The organism is Bacillus sp. NTK071, from assembly GCF_017303315.1.
In the GTDB taxonomy this organism is placed as follows: Bacteria; Bacillota; Bacilli; order Bacillales; family Guptibacillaceae; genus Guptibacillus.
Genome location: NZ_JAFKOI010000001.1, coordinates 799,999 through 817,032, shown reverse-complemented (window position 1 = coordinate 817,032; position 17,034 = coordinate 799,999). Strand labels below are relative to the sequence as shown.

Annotated in this window: 18 protein-coding genes and 1 pseudogene; 16 read left to right on the top strand and 3 right to left on the bottom strand. The window is 35.0% G+C overall.

Features of this window, described 5'->3' with window-relative positions; genetic code table 11:
• Window positions 1-470: 470 nt before the first annotated feature.
• The 5 genes and pseudogenes from JI666_RS04110 (at window position 471) to JI666_RS04090 (ending at window position 5,906) form a co-directional block, all read left to right on the top strand.
• Window positions 471-1,487, top strand: coding sequence for a phosphotransferase enzyme family protein (locus tag JI666_RS04110; protein WP_206889214.1), 1,017 nt, complete (start codon window positions 471-473; stop codon window positions 1,485-1,487).
• 513 nt (window positions 1,488-2,000) lie between these two features.
• The gene (locus tag JI666_RS04105) at window positions 2,001-2,234 is read left to right on the top strand and encodes a hypothetical protein (protein ID WP_206889211.1); all 234 of its coding nucleotides are present in this window, start codon (window positions 2,001-2,003) and stop codon (window positions 2,232-2,234) included.
• Window positions 2,235-2,711: 477 nt separating this feature from the next.
• On the top strand, window positions 2,712-3,437 hold the full coding sequence (locus tag JI666_RS04100; protein ID WP_206889209.1) for an alpha/beta fold hydrolase: 726 nt from the start codon (window positions 2,712-2,714) through the stop codon (window positions 3,435-3,437).
• 229 nt (window positions 3,438-3,666) lie between these two features.
• Window positions 3,667-4,592, top strand: a pseudogene (locus JI666_RS04095) (zinc-dependent alcohol dehydrogenase); the annotation flags it as partial.
• Between the two features lie 1,077 nt (window positions 4,593-5,669).
• Window positions 5,670-5,906 (top strand): hypothetical protein, encoded by a 237-nt coding sequence (locus JI666_RS04090; protein WP_136948062.1) that lies wholly within the window; start codon window positions 5,670-5,672, stop codon window positions 5,904-5,906.
• 111 nt (window positions 5,907-6,017) lie between these two features.
• Here the strand turns inward: JI666_RS04090 and JI666_RS04085 are convergent, their stop codons facing one another.
• Together JI666_RS04085 and JI666_RS04080 are read right to left on the bottom strand one after the other, a co-directional pair.
• Complete coding sequence (locus JI666_RS04085) at window positions 6,018-6,617, bottom strand: ATPase (RefSeq protein ID WP_286170559.1); 600 nt, start codon at window positions 6,615-6,617, stop codon at window positions 6,018-6,020.
• The gene (locus JI666_RS04080; protein ID WP_098443859.1) at window positions 6,614-6,817 is read right to left on the bottom strand and encodes a hypothetical protein; all 204 of its coding nucleotides are present in this window, start codon (window positions 6,815-6,817) and stop codon (window positions 6,614-6,616) included. Before JI666_RS04080 ends, JI666_RS04085 begins: the two co-directional genes overlap by 4 nt.
• Window positions 6,818-7,120: 303 nt before the next feature.
• Here JI666_RS04080 and JI666_RS04075 point away from each other — a divergent pair, with 303 nt between their 5' ends.
• The 8 genes from JI666_RS04075 (at window position 7,121) to JI666_RS04040 (ending at window position 13,232) form a co-directional block, all read left to right on the top strand.
• Window positions 7,121-7,396: a hypothetical protein gene (locus JI666_RS04075; protein WP_206889205.1), complete on the top strand. Its 276-nt coding sequence runs from the start codon at window positions 7,121-7,123 to the stop codon at window positions 7,394-7,396.
• 97 nt (window positions 7,397-7,493) lie between these two features.
• Entirely contained in the window at window positions 7,494-7,916 is a 423-nt protein-coding gene (gene fosM / locus JI666_RS04070) for a FosM family fosfomycin resistance protein (RefSeq protein ID WP_206889202.1), read from the top strand.
• 157 nt (window positions 7,917-8,073) lie between these two features.
• Window positions 8,074-8,907 carry a GNAT family N-acetyltransferase gene (locus JI666_RS04065; RefSeq protein WP_206889199.1) on the top strand — a complete coding sequence of 278 codons (834 nt, stop codon included), beginning with the start codon at window positions 8,074-8,076 and terminating at the stop codon, window positions 8,905-8,907.
• Between the two features lie 196 nt (window positions 8,908-9,103).
• Window positions 9,104-9,388, top strand: coding sequence for a hypothetical protein (locus JI666_RS04060; protein WP_206889197.1), 285 nt, complete (start codon window positions 9,104-9,106; stop codon window positions 9,386-9,388).
• Between the two features lie 648 nt (window positions 9,389-10,036).
• Window positions 10,037-10,342: an inner-membrane translocator gene (locus JI666_RS04055; protein ID WP_206889194.1), complete on the top strand. Its 306-nt coding sequence runs from the start codon at window positions 10,037-10,039 to the stop codon at window positions 10,340-10,342.
• A 76-nt stretch (window positions 10,343-10,418) separates the two neighbouring features.
• The gene (locus JI666_RS04050) at window positions 10,419-11,036 is read left to right on the top strand and encodes an HAD family hydrolase (RefSeq protein WP_206889193.1); all 618 of its coding nucleotides are present in this window, start codon (window positions 10,419-10,421) and stop codon (window positions 11,034-11,036) included.
• Window positions 11,037-11,599: 563 nt separating this feature from the next.
• Entirely contained in the window at window positions 11,600-12,634 is a 1,035-nt protein-coding gene (locus JI666_RS04045; RefSeq protein ID WP_286170557.1) for an alpha/beta fold hydrolase, read from the top strand.
• A gap of 166 nt (window positions 12,635-12,800) precedes the next feature.
• Entirely contained in the window at window positions 12,801-13,232 is a 432-nt protein-coding gene (locus tag JI666_RS04040) for a hypothetical protein (protein WP_206889192.1), read from the top strand.
• A gap of 157 nt (window positions 13,233-13,389) precedes the next feature.
• Here JI666_RS04040 and JI666_RS04035 read toward each other — a convergent pair whose 3' ends face one another.
• Entirely contained in the window at window positions 13,390-13,920 is a 531-nt protein-coding gene (locus tag JI666_RS04035) for a hypothetical protein (RefSeq protein WP_206889191.1), read from the bottom strand.
• A gap of 189 nt (window positions 13,921-14,109) precedes the next feature.
• On the opposite strand from JI666_RS04035, the gene JI666_RS04030 reads away from it, so the two are divergent.
• Genes JI666_RS04030 through istB form a run of 3 tightly spaced genes read left to right on the top strand, consistent with a single transcriptional unit; the run spans window position 14,110 to window position 16,681 of the window.
• Window positions 14,110-14,364: a hypothetical protein gene (locus tag JI666_RS04030; protein ID WP_206889190.1), complete on the top strand. Its 255-nt coding sequence runs from the start codon at window positions 14,110-14,112 to the stop codon at window positions 14,362-14,364.
• A 26-nt stretch (window positions 14,365-14,390) separates the two neighbouring features.
• Window positions 14,391-15,929 (top strand): IS21 family transposase, encoded by a 1,539-nt coding sequence (gene istA / locus JI666_RS04025; protein WP_206889189.1) that lies wholly within the window; start codon window positions 14,391-14,393, stop codon window positions 15,927-15,929.
• Window positions 15,926-16,681 carry an IS21-like element helper ATPase IstB gene (gene istB, locus JI666_RS04020; RefSeq protein ID WP_206889188.1) on the top strand — a complete coding sequence of 252 codons (756 nt, stop codon included), beginning with the start codon at window positions 15,926-15,928 and terminating at the stop codon, window positions 16,679-16,681. The genes istA and istB overlap by 4 nt, the downstream gene beginning before the upstream one ends.
• The last annotated feature ends 353 nt before the right edge of the window (window positions 16,682-17,034 follow it).

Below are 17,034 nucleotides of genomic sequence, written 5' to 3'. Positions count from 1 at the left end.
TAAATTTCATCTTAATACAAGGTAGTTTTTACTGGTTTATTAAGTGGAATAGATTGAAAAATAAAAGAACTATTCTACCTAATCTGTACAAGTTTCTCATCGTACTGAAATACATAAACTTTACACTAATTTGCATAGCACCTTTAATACTAATTATGGATATTGTTAAATTGGACCGAGTATCCTTTTATCCTTTGATACTTGCTGTATTTGTTTACATTTTTACCATTATCGAATATATTAACTATTTTCATATTCAATTAACAAATTACAAAAACGGAAGAGGGAAGAAGTCTTCAATTCCTAAGGAAATTAACAACATAAAACATCGGGTATAAAAGTATGAACTTATTATTTTTTAAGCTAACGGGCAAATCAAGATTATTAGATTGCCTCCATTGTTCTGTTATCTCGGAGCTTAATAGGAATATATAAAACATCAAAAAATAGATGAAAACAAGGTGGGAATTATGCACCAATTAATAAATAAAGCACTCCTTTCTTTCTTTCCGGAGTATAACAATCTATTGATTGAAGGCGAGTTGCACATAGGAAGTTGGAATAAGGATCTGCACTATAAAATTAGTATGAATAACCAATCTTATTCTATAAGGTTTATTGGTGATAATCGTTCCTCTCATAATGTGTTTGGAGAGATAACAGATGAAATTTTAACTGAGCAGATAAGATATACCGATTATCTAATTCAACGTGGAGTACCTTTTGCGGAAGCCATCCCTTCGATAAATGGAGATAGCTTTGTTTCAATTGAATGGAAAGGAAGTAATTACCGTGTAGTTTTATTCAAGTGGGTTGAAGGCCAACACATTACCAAATGTACAAACAGTTTTACTAAACTAGTGGGTAAAACAGTCAAGAATATCCATGAAGTTTCCCGTGATTTTCGCAGTCCTGTCTTTGAACAAAATTCACATTTAGCCGGCTATACCAAATTTATTGCTCAAATTAAACAAAAACGAGAAATCACAAATGTCTCTACAGAAATGGCTAGAACACTAAATTCTTATTTACATATAGCTGAAAACCATATCAATCTATCTAAATCAGATAAGTTAGATTTCATTGTTCAGTCGGATTTAAACCCTTTAAATGTTCTATGGAACAACGAAAATAGACTAGCAGGTATTGTTGATTTTGAATCTATAGGTTACACAGATCGGATCGAAGGGTTAGCTTGGTTAATCAAATGGTACTCCCGTAATAACGGAATAGGATCTACTCGTCTGTCACCGGATTTGGCCAAGACATTTTTTGATGCCTATATATCAGAGAAAACAATCTCAGTGGAAGAAAAAGAACGCTTACAATCACTTTTATGGTTATCTGGCTGCATGAATTGGAACTTTGTAAAGAGAACGATAGAAATCATGGATTTAAACGAAGAGACCACGATGAAACACCATATTAGTTTCTATGTGAGCCGTGGAGAAAAGTTAAAGTCATTACTATCTCAAATTTTAGTATGATGAAATTAACCATAATTTACCAAAATTACATCTTCAACAATCTCGGAGCTTATCTGTAATAAGATAAGCTCTTTTATATGTGAAGTAAAGATTGAGTTCTGTGTGCAGATTTGAAATAATTGGTATTAGAGACTTGTAACAGGAGATTGGAGTAATTTTAAACAATATTATCAAATATGTTGGGGAGGACGTGAAGGAGGTTTTTTATGTTTCAAACGATTATGTGGATTTCATTAATTTTAGTTTTGTTTGCAATAGTGACTATTTACAAGTACATAAAATCAATAAAAACGAAAAAGCAATGGGAAGGCAAAAATCCACTTAAAAGAACTAAGTCAATAGAGGAACTCCGACAGAATGAGAATAAACATCGGAATACTAACGGAGGCTTTTAGGTATGCTGCTTTAGTTAGCCTTGCTTAACTATCTCGGAGCGAGAATAGAAGATTGCAAAGGTAGTGGTTCTCTCTTTCTTTAAAAGAATTTGAAAAAGAAAGGAAAACGAATTAGTAGATGATGAGTGTAATGTGGTATATAGTACCTGGCATAGTCATTTTAGTAGGTCTATTCTTATTTATTTGGGGGTTAAGAGCCCGTTGGGAAGAAAGTGAAAATGCTAATAAAGTAAGTGCTTATTTATTAAGTCTTTTTGATCTAATATCAGGTGATCCTGTAGCAACTGGAGGTCTTCGTATGGGGGGAGGACTGGTATTAATAGTTATAGGATTACTCCTCCTATTCATTTAAAACCTTAAGATAACCATATCCATTATCTCGGAGCGAAAATGGAGTTATGATTGTAAAAGAGAGGATAAGAATCAAACGATGATGGATGACCTATGGTTTATGGTACCAACTATGATTATTGTAGTAGGGCTATTAATACTTTTTGGTGGATTAATAGCAGTTTGGATAGATGATGTAAAATCAAATAGAGTAAAAAAGTTTTTACTCTATTTGTTCGACGTTATAACAGATCCAATATCACTTAAAGGTTTCATTATATGGTTTGGAGCTATTCTCGTTGGCATAGGGCTAATTTTCTTTAATATATAAACCTTATTTAAAATTGACCTCGTTCTATTATCTCGGAGCTTATCTATAATAAGATATGCTTCTTTTTAATGGAATTATTGTTTGTAATTTGAAATAATTGGTACTAAGCTATTGAGCATTATAGTAATACATTGGAATTCAAAGCAAAATAGGAAGAGGTTCTTGTTTATGTCAAAGGAGACGTTTATACAAGTAAGTGATTTTAAATTGTTTACTAAATTGATTGGAAAGAAGAACGGTAAACCGACTATTGTTATGGAAGCCGGGTATGGAGATTACTCAAAGGGATGGAATTCGATCGTTTCTGAAGTTGCTTCATTAACAGAAGTTCTTGTTTACGATAGAGCAGGCTTAGGAAAAAGTGAATCAAGCTCTAACCCTAGAACTAGCTTAGAGATGGTAAAAGAACTGAAGGAACTCCTTAATAAATTGACCATCACTCCTCCATACCTATTAGTTGGACATTCCTTTGGTGGGGTTAACGCAAGATTGTATGCCAGTACATACCCAGATGATGTTAGTGGATTAATACTAGTGGACTCGACTCCGGCGGATTATAGAGAAAGGTTCCTGCCTACTATGTCAGAAGTTTTTCAAAAAGCCTATGATAAACAATTCATTGTAGAAGGCAATTATGATGAGTTTGGTGAAAGTTTAAATCAATTAAAGAACTGCAAAGTGAAGTTAAGCGTCCCTTTAATTGTTTTATCAGCAGGCAAAAAAGATCACTATTCGGATGAATCACAAAACCTATGGAATCAATTGCAAGAAGAGATTCTTCAATATTCTTCTAATAGTGAACTGATAATTGCTGAAAATAGTGCTCATTACATACAAGATGATGAACCTTCCATAGTTATAGGTGCAATAAACCGACTTTTAGAAATATCGTAAGAGATTTAACATTTCATTTTCTACGTAAAGAAAGTGATTACTGCAAAGTGTGTTCGCTAGTCACAGGTATTGTTTTTAAATAGGCACCAAAAAAGTAGAGATGTAGTTCCATCTTCAACAATATCGGAGCAATACAGAGTTGGAGGAAAAGCTACAAAGATTTATAAAAGGCAGAAATAAATTGCTATTAGTACGAAGAATTATTTAACAAATAAAAGGGTGTTTTCAATTGATGCAACAGTCATTGGTACTTGTAGGAAAAAGAAAACTAGAATGGGAACGAAAGGCATTAAAACCTATTGAAAAAGACGAATTATTAATTCAAACGATTGCAGGCGCGATCAGTATTGGTGCCGAACTCCCTCAGTATAATGAATCAGATGTTACGGATCTCAATCCTATATATCCTAAAGAAACAGGTTATGAAAGTTTTGGAAAAGTAATAGAAGCTGGAGAAGATGTATTAGACATCAATATAGGGGACAACGTTCTAGCATTTTATGGACATAAAGACTATGGGGTTGTTAAAGCTGAAAAGGTATTAAAGTCCCCGAAACCATTGATTATACATATGCTTTACTGAATACCCTCTCTTGTGACTCTGGGAAAGGTGTTATGAAACTTGAACCTAACAAATTGGATCACGTTTTGGTAACTGGATCAGGAACAATGGGATTGCTGACACTTCATTTTTTAAAAGAGTACATGAACGTTCAGAAGGTCGATGTATTGGAGACTAATAAAGCAAGAGGTAAATTAGCCAAAACGTTTGGAGCTAATAATGTTTATTTATCAGAAGAAGAAGTTCCTAGAGAGCATTATAAGTATGGTTTTGAATGCTCTTCAAATAAGAATGCATTTGACGCAATACTAAAAGCGCTGAAGCATAATGGGGAAGTTTGTGTGTTGTCAGACGGAAACAAGGACCTTTTCTTTTTGAATGAAGACTTTTATAAGAAGGAACTCAAAATCGTGGGATCAAGTGACGGATGGGACTATCGACAACATAGTCAGTGGTTTTTCGAGAATTTTAAGAAATCAGAATATGTAAATACTATTTTTGAAAGCCATATACATTCAAATGAATTAATTGATTGCTTCGCGTATCTTAGTGAAACTACTGAAAGACCCATTAAAGTTTTGGTTACTTATCAAGGTTATCAATCAAAGGGAGCTATCATAGTAAATGGAAGATGGAATCCTTTAGAGGTTAACCACAGATACTAGAAACAGAGTAGCGAGGTGATTTAAATTCTTCTAGGAATTAGTTTATTATTAATCGCTATATCATTAATTCCTCTATTGTATATAATCATAAATCAAAGAGAAAAACCTTTTGTGGTATTTTGGTTACATAATGCTCTTGCATTGTCTGCTATATCAATACCGATGTTAATGTCCAGCTTGAATATAGGGGACTCAGTGATAAGAAAAATCGTTTTCTTCGACTTCTTTATTCTTCCTATAATATTATTTATTTTATTTACATACAGCAACAAACTTGTTCAGCATGCCAAAGCATTGACCTTCGATATAAACAAGTTAAAACAATTAGAAAAGCTTGAATATAAAGACCCAAGGTTACTTTACATTTTGCTTTGGGTGGCATGTTTATATGGGCTTTTTTTCGACCTTAACTCATAGGGAATGTTTGATTAAGATAGAGCCTTAAAAGCTTAAAGGTCTATATGATAAGACAAAGAAATAATAGATTAAAATAAAAATGAGATTATTTTCTTATTCAGTTATATCGGAGCGTTTCCGCAATAAAAAGTGAGCGCTCTATGTAGTTTTGTATAAGAATTTTGAAGATAATACTGAAGAGCCATTAAGGACATAGAGTGTAAAAAGGGGTTGTTCTATGATGAAAACTTGGTTTTCTTTATTAGGCGGTTTAATAATCGCATTTACGCTTTCGTATTTTTTCTGGGCTACAATGGCTGGACAATTCACCAAACCGTAAATAACAGTGAAATTACTAAAACAATTAATGAATTAGATTTTAATTTAATTACTAATGCCTTCTTAATAATGATGGCTGCTTCCATATTAATTTATGGAGTTTGGACATTAATTGAAAAGAAAAGAGCTAAATTATAAAAATTTCTTATTTATTTATCTCGGAGCATTTGCTTAATAAAAAGTAAGGGCTGGCAATCCCTTTTTATCAGGATATCCCTGTTAAAACCATTAGTTGTTATGAGTGTAAGAGTGGCTGGAAGGTGGGAGCATATGAAAGGATTTTTAAAAGGGTTAGATATTGCTATTAATGTAATAGTGTTATTAGGATTAATGCTATTAATATCTGGTACTTGGATGGGATACATAGCAGAGTATGTTCGTCCCACCTATGATTATAAGTGGTTGTGTATCTTAGGTATAGTGATTGGTTTTATACTGAAATTTTTCAATAAAATAATAGGGTTGGTTATAATTGTAGCGGGATTTATAGCTTGGAAGCTTATTTAACATATTACTAAAGATAATCGGAGCGATTGTTTAGTTTGTGTTCATTCCTTAGTTATAATAAAAACTTAGTTATAATAAAAAGCTTCTTCTATGAACCAATAGAAGAAGCTTTCACCTTAGAGTATTAAATTTCTGTTTTATAGGGTCTGCCCAGTCAGGTATCTCATCAGTTTCGAAGGTTATTTGGTTATTAGATATTTCTAAAATCAATTCTCCATCTGATTTGCTGTTATCGATAACGACGAGGTTGTTAATGAGTGACAAGTGTTGAAGTAGGTTTTCTTTGGAAGTGATATCTCTTTTCAGGATGTCCTTTGTTGGGATATGATGACCACCATTCCTCACTCGTAATGCGACTCGCTCAATGTTTTGCGTGATGTGGCTTAATGCAACATAAAACATTGTAATTTCAAATCCTTTTTCCTTGGCTTTGGTCATTTGGTGAATCGCATTTTTTCCAGCGAGCGTCGTTTCAATTGAAAAACTCTTTTCTTCTTCAATGCACTCGTAAATCAGTCTTACGGCTGCTTTACCTGCTGCTAATTGTTTCGTCTCAGGTGATTGTGGATCCAATCTACGCGCAATGGAATCAGGATCAATATTAATGTCTATGCCTAACTTATCAATTAGAAGGTTACGTAGCGTGCTTTTTCCACTCCCATTGTTACCAGCAAAAACATACATCATGGGAGGGAGCTTTGGCTTTGTCATTCAATATCACCATCTGGTTTTTGGTCAAACTTTACAACGGTTCCATCAGGATACTCTTTCACAAGGCCGTTTTCTGTATCATAAACGATATAGGTGTTATTTACCTTGGCATCAATTTTTGCACGATCACCAGTCATTTTTGCCCATTTACCCACCCAAGCAAACTTTCTTCCTTGTGATTCACTTTCACGTTCTAACACATAAACCACCACCTTTATTTTGTAATTTAATTATATCAGATGAAATGATTATTTTCATAAGGCTCCACAATAGCTGACTACTGAGGTGCCAGAAATGGAACGACAATCACTTGAGGAAGAAATGTCTTTGAAATAACAGTTATTAAACAATCTCGGAGCTTATCTGTAATAAGATAGGCTCCTCTTAATTTGAAAGAAACGATTGAGTTATGTTGGTGGGTTTGAAATAATTGGTATTAAAGGTTTGCGCAGCATTGTTGAAGATTTTAATTCGAGATATTTTAGTGAATTGGGTGGTTTAATATGAAGGAAGAAAGCTTAAATAAGGTTCCAAAGATATTAATGAACATCATCCTTATTCTTTTAGTTATAGGTGCGATACAAATGTTTTTCGATGATAATTATAGAAATGACCATTTTGGTTGGTTGTTTTTGATAGGTTTTTGGATGGTTAGATGCCTTTATGGCTTTATCGTAAGTTTCAAAAAAGGTGAAAAGAAATTGGCATTAGTTGATTTAGTTTTAGGAATTGTTGCTTTTTATTTTCTAGTGTCCCGTAGTATTAATTATTTTATCTGACATTATATACTCCAGTATCTCGGAGCGATGTTTTAAAAAGATGCTGCTTTTCGAAACAGAGTGCAGCTTAAAGCTAATAATTATTTAGGGTGGTAACGTGTCTATAAAAGGTATAAATCATTTTTTGTTTTCGGTTTCTGACCTGGAATATTCGATTGAGTTCTACAAGAAAATATTTGATGCAAAATTATTAGTGAAAGGTAGAAATACAGCTTACTTTGATCTAAATGGAATGTGGCTTGCTCTCAATGAAGAAAAAAGCATTCCTCGTAATGAATTAAAACAATCTTATACACATATTGCTTTTTCAATTGAGGAAGGCGACTTTGAAGAAATGTACAATAAACTAAAGAATCTTGAAGTAAATATCTTATCAGGCCGTCCTAGAGCCAAAGAAGACAAGCAATCTATTTATTTTACAGACCCTGATGGTCATAAATTTGAATTTCATACAGGAACATTGCAGGACAGACTAGACTACTATAAAAACGAAAAAACGCATATGGAATTTTATGATTGAGGAATGTTTCAGATTAAATATTTTGATTTGGAGACTTCCATAAAAAAGGAGAGATAGCAGTACGTGGATAATCACAAATTGTGATCTCCCTGAAGAAATTTAGTAATAGGATGGAATGTTTTTAAGTGACTACGTTATGCCGATAGGAGGGTTAAAAATGATTCGTGAACTTGATAAAACTGATTTCTATAAATGCAAAAAGTTAATAAATGATAGGGGTCATTTAGAAGTTAAAGCTGTAATTGAAGGGAATAACCCTGGTCGGATTTTTGTAGATCATTTCAAGTCACCTAGTACAGGACTTATCTGGCTGGGTAATAATGATGGGTTTTTCTTTATTGGGGATGAGAATAATGAGTTATTTAATAACCATATAAATGATTTTCTTGATAAGGTAATTTATCCTGAAGCAAAGAAGCTTGGACTAAATAGTTTTATAGCGATAGGTAACAATTCAAGATGGGAGAAGACGATAGAGGGGATTTTTAAAGAACGTCATATACAGGTATCACATCAAAATGTTTATAAGTTAAGAGGTCATTTTAATGATGATATTGAACCCTCCATTAAACAGGGTTATGAAGCATTAAAAATCGATGAATCTCTATATGAGAACGATGGAAATTATATTGATAACATAGGATTTTTACACTCGAAAATCTTAGAATTCTGGTCTTCTCCTGAACTATTTTTTCAAAAAGGTATTGGGTACTGTATTGTTTACGAAAATAAAATTGTGAGTTTATGTTTTTCAGGATTTGTAGCAGAAAATGCTCACGGTATAGATATTGAAACAGTAGAGGAACATCGGGGGAATAAATTAGGTCAGAATGTAGCCCTATGTGTTGTGAAGGATTCTGTTGAGCAAGGTATGGTTCCATATTGGGATTGTGAGGAGGCAAATAAGCCTTCTAATCTCATTGCTAAAACTATTGGATTAGACAATTATATGAATTACTTAGTATACATTTTTCCACTTGAACAAGGTTAATTTGTTATTCAGTAATCTCGGAGCAATTCAAGAACACTGGATTACGCCTATTGTTCCGTAAGAGAGCTTAACCGTAATTGAGATAAGCTTTTTTCATGAAAATAAAGATTGAGATAGTCATTCTTATTTGAAATAATTGGTATTAGGATGTTGAGTATTATTGTAGAACAAGAGAATCCGTGCTTGAGGAGAGTATATGGGGATTTTTAGAGGGATCATTACATTGTTTATCATTATTATGATTGGATCGCTATTAAATGAACTGAACACTATTTTCTTTGCAGTGTATATTTCTACCGCATTTAGTATCTATATATATTTCTTCTTCTATAAACAATTCTATTTTCCGTGGAGTTTTATAGGTCCAAGTCTATTTTTCATCGGAAAACTGCTATATATTTATTGGGAGAATGAAGCAGTTCCAAGCATATCTTTGTTTTTAACCTTTTTGCTTGTATATTTCGCACCTAAGAAAGACTAACGTATAGGAAATTATCGATTTATCAATATGATAGAAAACTATTTATATACACAATTGAATAAAAGTTAGCAGTTCTTGCAGTATCTCTGAGCTTATGTGTAATATGATAGGCTCCTTTCAAAGTGTCAAAAAGTATAATTATTAATATTAACTATGAGCAGTTACGGAATAATTGAAACTATTTTTAATTAAAATCGTATCATTATCATTGGGTGTAACCCCAAAAATGGTTATGCATAATTATGGTGATCCAAAATGTTGCTATTGAAGCTGATCTGACAGGGGGAACAATATGGGGATGTTATTTTTTCTGTTGATAGTTGGTACCGCTTTATTCTTAACAACAAAATACCTTATCAAATCAGAAAGGAATGCTAAAAACCTATTATTTGGATCTGCAAATGAATTTTCTAAGCATATAACCTGTACCAAGTGTGGACAAAAGAATGAAAGGACTCCCTCAGAAAGTAATCAATGTTCTAATTGCCATACTTATTTTTGAGGTTCTTTCTTAGAAATTGTTGTTTTTTAATATTAAGACGATGATAGTTTTATTAATTATAATATTTTTTATAAAAAACTTGTTCCAATATCTCGTTGCAAATCGTTAATAATTAGATATATAGGAACTTATTTAAGGGGGATTGTATGGATGTACTGATGTATTTATTTCTTGCTGCATCGTTAATCCCAGCAAATATATTCATGATTAAATGGCACAGAAGTGGGAGTCTTCCCCTCTGGGCTTCTGGTATTTTATTAGCAATTCTTGGCGTTGGACTTGGCTTTGTTATTGGTGGAATCCTAGTAGGCCCTGGTAATGCCGGCCAAGGTGGAAGCCTAATGGCAGCTTTTATAGGTCTTATTACAGTAGCTAATGGATTAATACATTTCCTCATAGGACTTATAATAGTGATCGGAAAACTATTTAATAAAAAGAATACCCAAGTATAAGAAGAACCCACGTCATACATAAACGTTCTTCTATTATCTCGGAGCTTTTATTTAATGGAGAGGGTGAAAACAGATAATGGACAGCATTATTTTTGATTTAGACGGCACCATTTGGGATCCAATTGATACTGTACTCAATGCGTGGAATAGCCGTATCAAGGAACATAGTCTCGTCAAAAGAGAACTCACCCGGACTGATTTTGAAGGAACAATGGGCTTGCAAATGCAAGAAATCAGTAAAAAATTGTTTCCTTATTTACCGGAGGAAATACGTGTACAAGTGATTACAGAGTGTTGTAATACCGAACAGGGGTACTTAAAGAAACAGGGAGGTAAACTTTTTCATAATGTTGAGGAAGTACTTAGGCTGCTTTCAAAGAAATACAAACTCTACATAGTAAGCAACTGTCAGGATGGCTACATCGAATCGTTTTATGAGTTTCATAACTTAGGGGATTATTTTTTAGACTTTGAGAATCCAGGAAGAACTGGTTTATCCAAAGGGGAAAATATTAACTTGATTATCGAAAGAAACAACCTGTCTAGCCCTATTTACGTAGGAGACACAATAGGTGATTTAAATGCATCTAGATATGCAGGGATTCCATTTGTTTATGCAAAATATGGTTTCGGACAAGTAAATGAGTATGATGAGGTCATAGAAAAGTTTGATGATCTCGTGGCCCTATTTTGATCTTAAGCAATATCGAAGCTTATCTAAAATAAGATAGCCTCCCATTCTATATGATTATTATTGCGACCCTTAGAATCTTTTGAAATAATCGACGTTGAGCTACTCGGCAAGTTAGCATAAGAAAAAGGTTTAAAGGGGAGGTACAAGGTACATATGAATCGTTATATAGGAATATTTATTCTTACATTAATTGTAGTTTTTTTACTATTCTTTACTCTTCCTATGTTTATTTGGCGATTTACTAGTGACATTGATTTTGTTTCATATCTAGTTGCTTCATTAGTTCTGTTAGCGGCGTTTATTATTACTCAGCTTTTTTATATCATTGATTTACTAAAAGGTAAGAAATAATCCTCTTACAAACTCGTGAGGTTTGAATACTGCTCAACAATCTCGGAGCTTATCTTTAATAAATTCAGCCTCGTTTTTAAGGAGAAATAAGAGGTCTAGTACTTCAACAAATAAGCAGTAATTCAATTAGAAGCTTTTTCAATAGACAAACGAATTTATAAGACGCAAGACCTATTTCAAAATAATACCAAAAAGCATTTCTAGGAAGTTCCATGAAATGTAAGATTAAAGAAAAGTTTGAAAGTAGGTCTAAGGAATTAATGATAAAAGCTGAAAAGAAATATAAGTTTTGGGTTTTTATAAGGAATTTTTTATTAGTATTGATAGGTGCACTTGTTATTTGGGTCATTTACAATAACTTACTAAGCGCTTATGAACAAAAAAAGTACAAGCCATTAGGGGAAATCGTTGAGGTTGACGGTAAGGAGATGCACATTCATTCCAAAGGTGAAGGAGATAACACGATCGTTTTAATGAGTGGCCTTGGAACATCAGCACCAGTACTGGATTTTGAACCTTTGATAGATGAAATTTCAAAGACTAATAGAGTTGTAGTTGTAGAGCCCTTTGGGTATGGTTGGAGCGATATCACCAACAAGGAACGAACGGTGAAGAACATTGTAGAGGAAATGAGGTTAGGATTAAAAAAAGCGGACATACCAGGGCCATACATTCTGATGCCTCATTCAATTTCTGGTTTTTACAGTATGTATTTTGCTACTACATATCCAGAAGAAGTTAAAGCGATTGTAGGAATTGACCCAACTTTGCCACAAGCTTTAAATTATTTTGGAGAAAATTCTCCAACAATGCCCAGTTATTTAAGTTATTTGGCACCAACTGGTATAGCAAGATTAGCCCTAATGATTAGTCCTGAAAATTTTTTACCTATTGCTAGTGATGGTACCTATTCTGAAGAAAATTTAAAAATGACAAAGGCGATCTCCGCATGGAAGGGTTATAACAAAAGCGTTGTTAATGAAGCTAATAATATAGAAGATAACGTTGACATGACGGTGGGGATGAAATTTCCTCCTAATATTCCGGTTTTAATTTTTACTACCGAAAAAGGGGACATAAGAGAAGATGGTAAGAACAATCTGTCCTTTTATAAAACACAGTTAACTAATACCCCTTCTAGTAAAATTGTTTTATTAGAGGGACAGCATTACCTTCATTGGACTCGTTATGAGGAAATTAGTAAAGATGTGAATGAATTTATAAATTCATTCAATGAAAATCAATAATACCAACGTAAATAAGTTTTTTAACAATCTCGGAGCAATTCTCGAATAAACAAGGGAACCAAATTTGCTCTGTCGAAAAGAGCAACACATAGATTTAACCACTAGCAATTGTTAACTTAAGCTGAGAGAGGCGATTTAGTATAATTCAATATAAAGGAGAATGTTAATGAGGGGAATTCCCACATTTGTATTATTAGGTTTACTTCTCATTATAACGGGATGTAACAACCAATCAGCTGACACTGGCAGCTTTCAAGCTAAAGGACAAAATGAGCAATGGGAAGTCACAACTGAATATAAGGTGGAGGAAAAGAGATTTTCGGAAAATGCAGTATTAACTTATATTGGAGAAGGTACTCCTAAAAATGTTAGCTATGAGTGGAAATTTCCAGAGGAAATGGGAAAAGGTAGTATGAGTAAATTCTCTTCACTTGACACAGGGCAAGTGACTTTTGAAACAGCAACGAGTGGAGGATCACCTAGAACTAAAAAAAACAAACTTGAATTTTATAAGAAACATATAGAAAATACTTCTATCGTCATTAGTTGGCGAAAAAATGGAGAACACAAGACTGAAATTCCTGTAAAAATAAAATAGGAATAAACATCTAACCTCTAAATAGAATCTAGTTATGTTTACAACTGGTTTCGGTAGCTGCGGTCAATTACAGATATATTATTTTGTTTTGAATACTTCCACAATTCGGGAGCTTATCTTAAATAGATAAGCTCCCAATAATTACCCAGATAACGATCTATTTTCTTTGTTGAATGATGGAGTTAGCGATTTCCACCATATCTTCCTTTTTAAAAGGGGAGTCTTGTTCAGGTGGGACAACGCCCTGTATTGAATATAATGCATTTTTATTTTCACTTAACCACATTAGTTTAGACATTCCTCCACCTTCACTGTAATACCCATTAATATCATTATCCAGTTCTTGATTTGAATCTTTCCCGAGTGATACGTCTATACCTTTTTGATCCTTGATCGATAGATTTAGACGTTTCTCGTCTTCTAGGTAATAAAAGTTCATACCATAAGGTTTGAGTTTCGTTTCTGCCACTGCTTCAACTTCAGATACATCAAGAGGAATTGATTTCTTACTTGGAACCGTTATCTCGTTTCTAAATTCTTCTGGGAGTTTTTCTAATTCAGTCTTCACTTCTGGATAGTTGTCTTTAAGCGTTTCCAGTTGGTTTTCTGTGGAACTACCACCGCCAGAATTACAAGCAGCCAAAACAACTAATAACCCTAGCATTAAATAAGTTAGTTTGAATTTCATATGTATATCCCTCCTATTAAGTACTACGAAACAAAGCTACATAAGTTTCGGAATAATAGATAACTATCTTCAACAATCTCGGTACTATAGTTGAAGTGGATTTAATATTAAGATTGAGTATGAAACGGGAGCTGAAGGGTGTGATTTCGAAATCACAGCCAGTGAATAAACTTTCGAGGAGGTTTAGTAATGTCTTTCGGGAAAAGATTTCTTATTACATGTTTAATCGTAATGGTTGTTATGGGAATTGAATATATAATTTTGCCGGATATTTTAATGATTAAGGCAGTGGCTGAATATTGCATGGTGAATGAGCCACTTATGCGCAAAATTAAACCACCGATTGCGGAAGATAGAGCCACCATTTGCGGAGTAGAGAGCCACAAAAACATATTTTCACAATATACCTCCGGTATACTTAAGGGACATGCCTATAAAGCATGACACTTGTGTAGAAGGAGGATTTTTTTATGGTTAATTATCGGAAGATTCTGGGGATGGAGTTCGATGGCATAAGCCAGAGGACGATCAGTTCCAGTACCGGCCACTCGCGAAATACAATCGCTGAAGTTGTCCAGCGGGCTAATGAAAGAGGTTTAAGGGGGTTAGAGGATTCCATGAATAATCAGTGGCTTGGGACTTACTTGTTCCCTGAGAAACAAGCAATTGAAAAGGGATACTGCCCCGTTGATTTTGAGTGGGTTCACAAAGAACTACAAAAGAAAAATGTCACCCTGACGCTTCTGCATAACGAATATGCCAGTGAAGCTAGAGAAGCTGGAAAAGTCCCTTATGCCTATCGAACATTCGCTGAAAAATATGGGAACTTCGCAAAGAAGCATAAGCTAACCATGCCAATCAGAAGAAAGCCAGGCGAGATCTTAGAGGTGGACTGGGCAGGAACGACGCTTAAGATCATAGATAATTCGACCGGCGAGGTTATACCAGCGTATGTATTCATTGCAACCCTTCCCTATAGTCAGTTGAGTTATGTAGAGGCATTTCTTGATATGAAATCAACTTCCTGGCTGCGTGCACATATTCATGCATTCGAATATTTTGGAGGCGTTACCGAGGCTTTGGTACCTGATAATTTGAAGACGGGCGTGACTAAGCCCCATCGGGGCGATCCAATGATCAATGAAGCTTACCGGGAATTAGCCGATTACTACCGGGCGGTTGTGGTGCCCAGTCGCGTCAGAAAGCCGAAAGACAAAGCGAGTGTAGAAGGAACTGTCGGATACATATCAAGGCAGATCATTGCATCACTACGAAACTATCAGTGTTTTCATCTAGAGGATTTAAATGCACGAATCTTTGAAAAGCTGGAAGAAATCAATACGATGAATTTCCAAAAGCGCGAGGGTTCTAGGTCCAAAGTGTTTGAAGAAGAGGAGAAGAGCCACCTTCATCCTCTACCTCCAACACGGTTCAAGATGACGGAATGGGCGACTGCCAAAGTTCAACCGAACTACCACGTTCAAGTGGACTATAAGTTCTATTCCGTCCCCTATGAATACGTCCGCGAGGATGTCGATGTCCGAATCACTGCGGATGTAATTGAATTGTACTTTAAAGATGTGCGGATTGCATCCCATCCACGTAAACAAAAAACAGAAGATTCATATGCCACAAATCCGGATCACATGCCAGACCACCATCGGCTTTATCTCGATCACAATCCAGAAAACAACCGGAAATGGGCAAGGACTGTCGGACCGAATACGGAACGACTGGTTGAACATATCTTGAAAACAAATGTCGAAAAGAAAGCTTTGAATATATTGAACGGGTTGAGAAGTACAGCCTCTAAAAGAACGGAATCTGAGCTTGAGGAAGCGACCAAGACCTTACTGGAGATATCCTCTCATCCCACTGTTGCCGTTCTTAAAAGTATCTTGGAGAGGCAGAAGAAAAAGCAAGTGAACAAACAGCTAGTTGGAGAAACGCAAACAGGGGACTATGGTTTTACCAGAGGCGCTACCTATTTTGGGAGGGATAAAAAATGATTAACCAAGAAACCTTACGAAAGTTAATGGACATGAAGATGAGTGGAATGGCGGAGTTATATCAACTACAGAATGAAAATAAAGACTTCCAAGGCATGGATTTTGATGATCGTTTTAACCTATTGGTGGATACAGAATATGATCGCAGAAGATCGAATAAGCTGGACCGATTGATTAAACAAGCCACATTTGATGACTCGAGCGCAGCCGTTGAACTGATCGAATATCACGCTGACCGTAAGTTGGATAAGCAGTTAATTTTAGAGCTGGCGTCCGGCACCTATCTTCAGAAGCATCATAATATTATCCTTATGGGGGCTTCAGGCAACGGAAAGACTTGGATATCAAATGCTTTCGGCATTCAGGCCTGCCGGCAGTTCTACAAGGTGAAGTATATCCGATTGCCCGAATTATTGGATGAACTCGCAGTTGCCAAACATGAGGCAGATGGAAGTTTTCGCAAACTGATTAAAAAGTACAGATCGATTGATTTATTGATATTGGATGAATGGCTCCTGAGTGAGCTGTCTCAAGATCAAGTGCTCCACGTTTTAGAAATTATCGACGCGAGGCTCAAGCGGACTTCTACCATCTTTTGTTCCCAGTTCTCACCCGAAGGGTGGCATTCCAAACTCGGACAAGCCCAGGTAGCTGATGCGATTCTTGACCGGATTGTCCATGACTCTTATAAAATAATAATTGATGGCCACATATCAATGCGTGAAAGGCATAGTTTAGTCGCTCCTCGTTGACCATATTAAAGAAGAGAGTCACTAGTGAAATTTACCCGGTGGCTCTCTTCTATGCATTCACTGGCTCCATTCTCCGCAATTGATGGCTCAAAACTTCGCACAAGTGGCTTTTTCGTTCCGCAATACTCACAGTGGCATTAAGTTCGACAACTATGGTCGTTATCTCGATAATAAATAAGAAATACCCCTTGAAGAAGAAAGCAGATTCATAACTTCAGTTAGTTTATTTGAGGTACTTCACTTGTAAGCGAGCAAATTCGATTGAGCATTCAAAAAAAAACTGTACACCAGCCAGTTCAGGCGTGGTGCACAGTGTTTTGTGGACAAAGATACCGATTACTTGGTGGTTGTGT

What these genes read in the sequence shown, in the direction of transcription:
- JI666_RS04110 (WP_206889214.1), top strand. Translation starts at nt 471, where the DNA reads ATGCACCAATTAATAAATAAAGCACTCCTTTCTTTCTTTCCGGAGTAT.
- istA (WP_206889189.1), top strand. Translation starts at nt 14,391, where the DNA reads ATGGTTAATTATCGGAAGATTCTGGGGATGGAGTTCGATGGCATAAGC.
- JI666_RS04100 (WP_206889209.1), top strand. Translation starts at nt 2,712, where the DNA reads ATGTCAAAGGAGACGTTTATACAAGTAAGTGATTTTAAATTGTTTACT.
- JI666_RS04060 (WP_206889197.1), top strand. Translation starts at nt 9,104, where the DNA reads ATGGGGATTTTTAGAGGGATCATTACATTGTTTATCATTATTATGATT.
- JI666_RS04040 (WP_206889192.1), top strand. Translation starts at nt 12,801, where the DNA reads ATGAGGGGAATTCCCACATTTGTATTATTAGGTTTACTTCTCATTATA.
- JI666_RS04050 (WP_206889193.1), top strand. Translation starts at nt 10,419, where the DNA reads ATGGACAGCATTATTTTTGATTTAGACGGCACCATTTGGGATCCAATT.
- JI666_RS04045 (WP_286170557.1), top strand. Translation starts at nt 11,600, where the DNA reads ATGAAATGTAAGATTAAAGAAAAGTTTGAAAGTAGGTCTAAGGAATTA.
- JI666_RS04085 (WP_286170559.1), bottom strand. Translation starts at nt 6,617, where the DNA reads ATGACAAAGCCAAAGCTCCCTCCCATGATGTATGTTTTTGCTGGTAAC.
- istB (WP_206889188.1), top strand. Translation starts at nt 15,926, where the DNA reads ATGATTAACCAAGAAACCTTACGAAAGTTAATGGACATGAAGATGAGT.
- JI666_RS04065 (WP_206889199.1), top strand. Translation starts at nt 8,074, where the DNA reads ATGATTCGTGAACTTGATAAAACTGATTTCTATAAATGCAAAAAGTTA.
- JI666_RS04035 (WP_206889191.1), bottom strand. Translation starts at nt 13,920, where the DNA reads ATGAAATTCAAACTAACTTATTTAATGCTAGGGTTATTAGTTGTTTTG.
- JI666_RS04075 (WP_206889205.1), top strand. Translation starts at nt 7,121, where the DNA reads ATGAAGGAAGAAAGCTTAAATAAGGTTCCAAAGATATTAATGAACATC.
- JI666_RS04055 (WP_206889194.1), top strand. Translation starts at nt 10,037, where the DNA reads ATGGATGTACTGATGTATTTATTTCTTGCTGCATCGTTAATCCCAGCA.
- JI666_RS04030 (WP_206889190.1), top strand. Translation starts at nt 14,110, where the DNA reads ATGTCTTTCGGGAAAAGATTTCTTATTACATGTTTAATCGTAATGGTT.
- JI666_RS04090 (WP_136948062.1), top strand. Translation starts at nt 5,670, where the DNA reads ATGAAAGGATTTTTAAAAGGGTTAGATATTGCTATTAATGTAATAGTG.
- JI666_RS04105 (WP_206889211.1), top strand. Translation starts at nt 2,001, where the DNA reads ATGATGAGTGTAATGTGGTATATAGTACCTGGCATAGTCATTTTAGTA.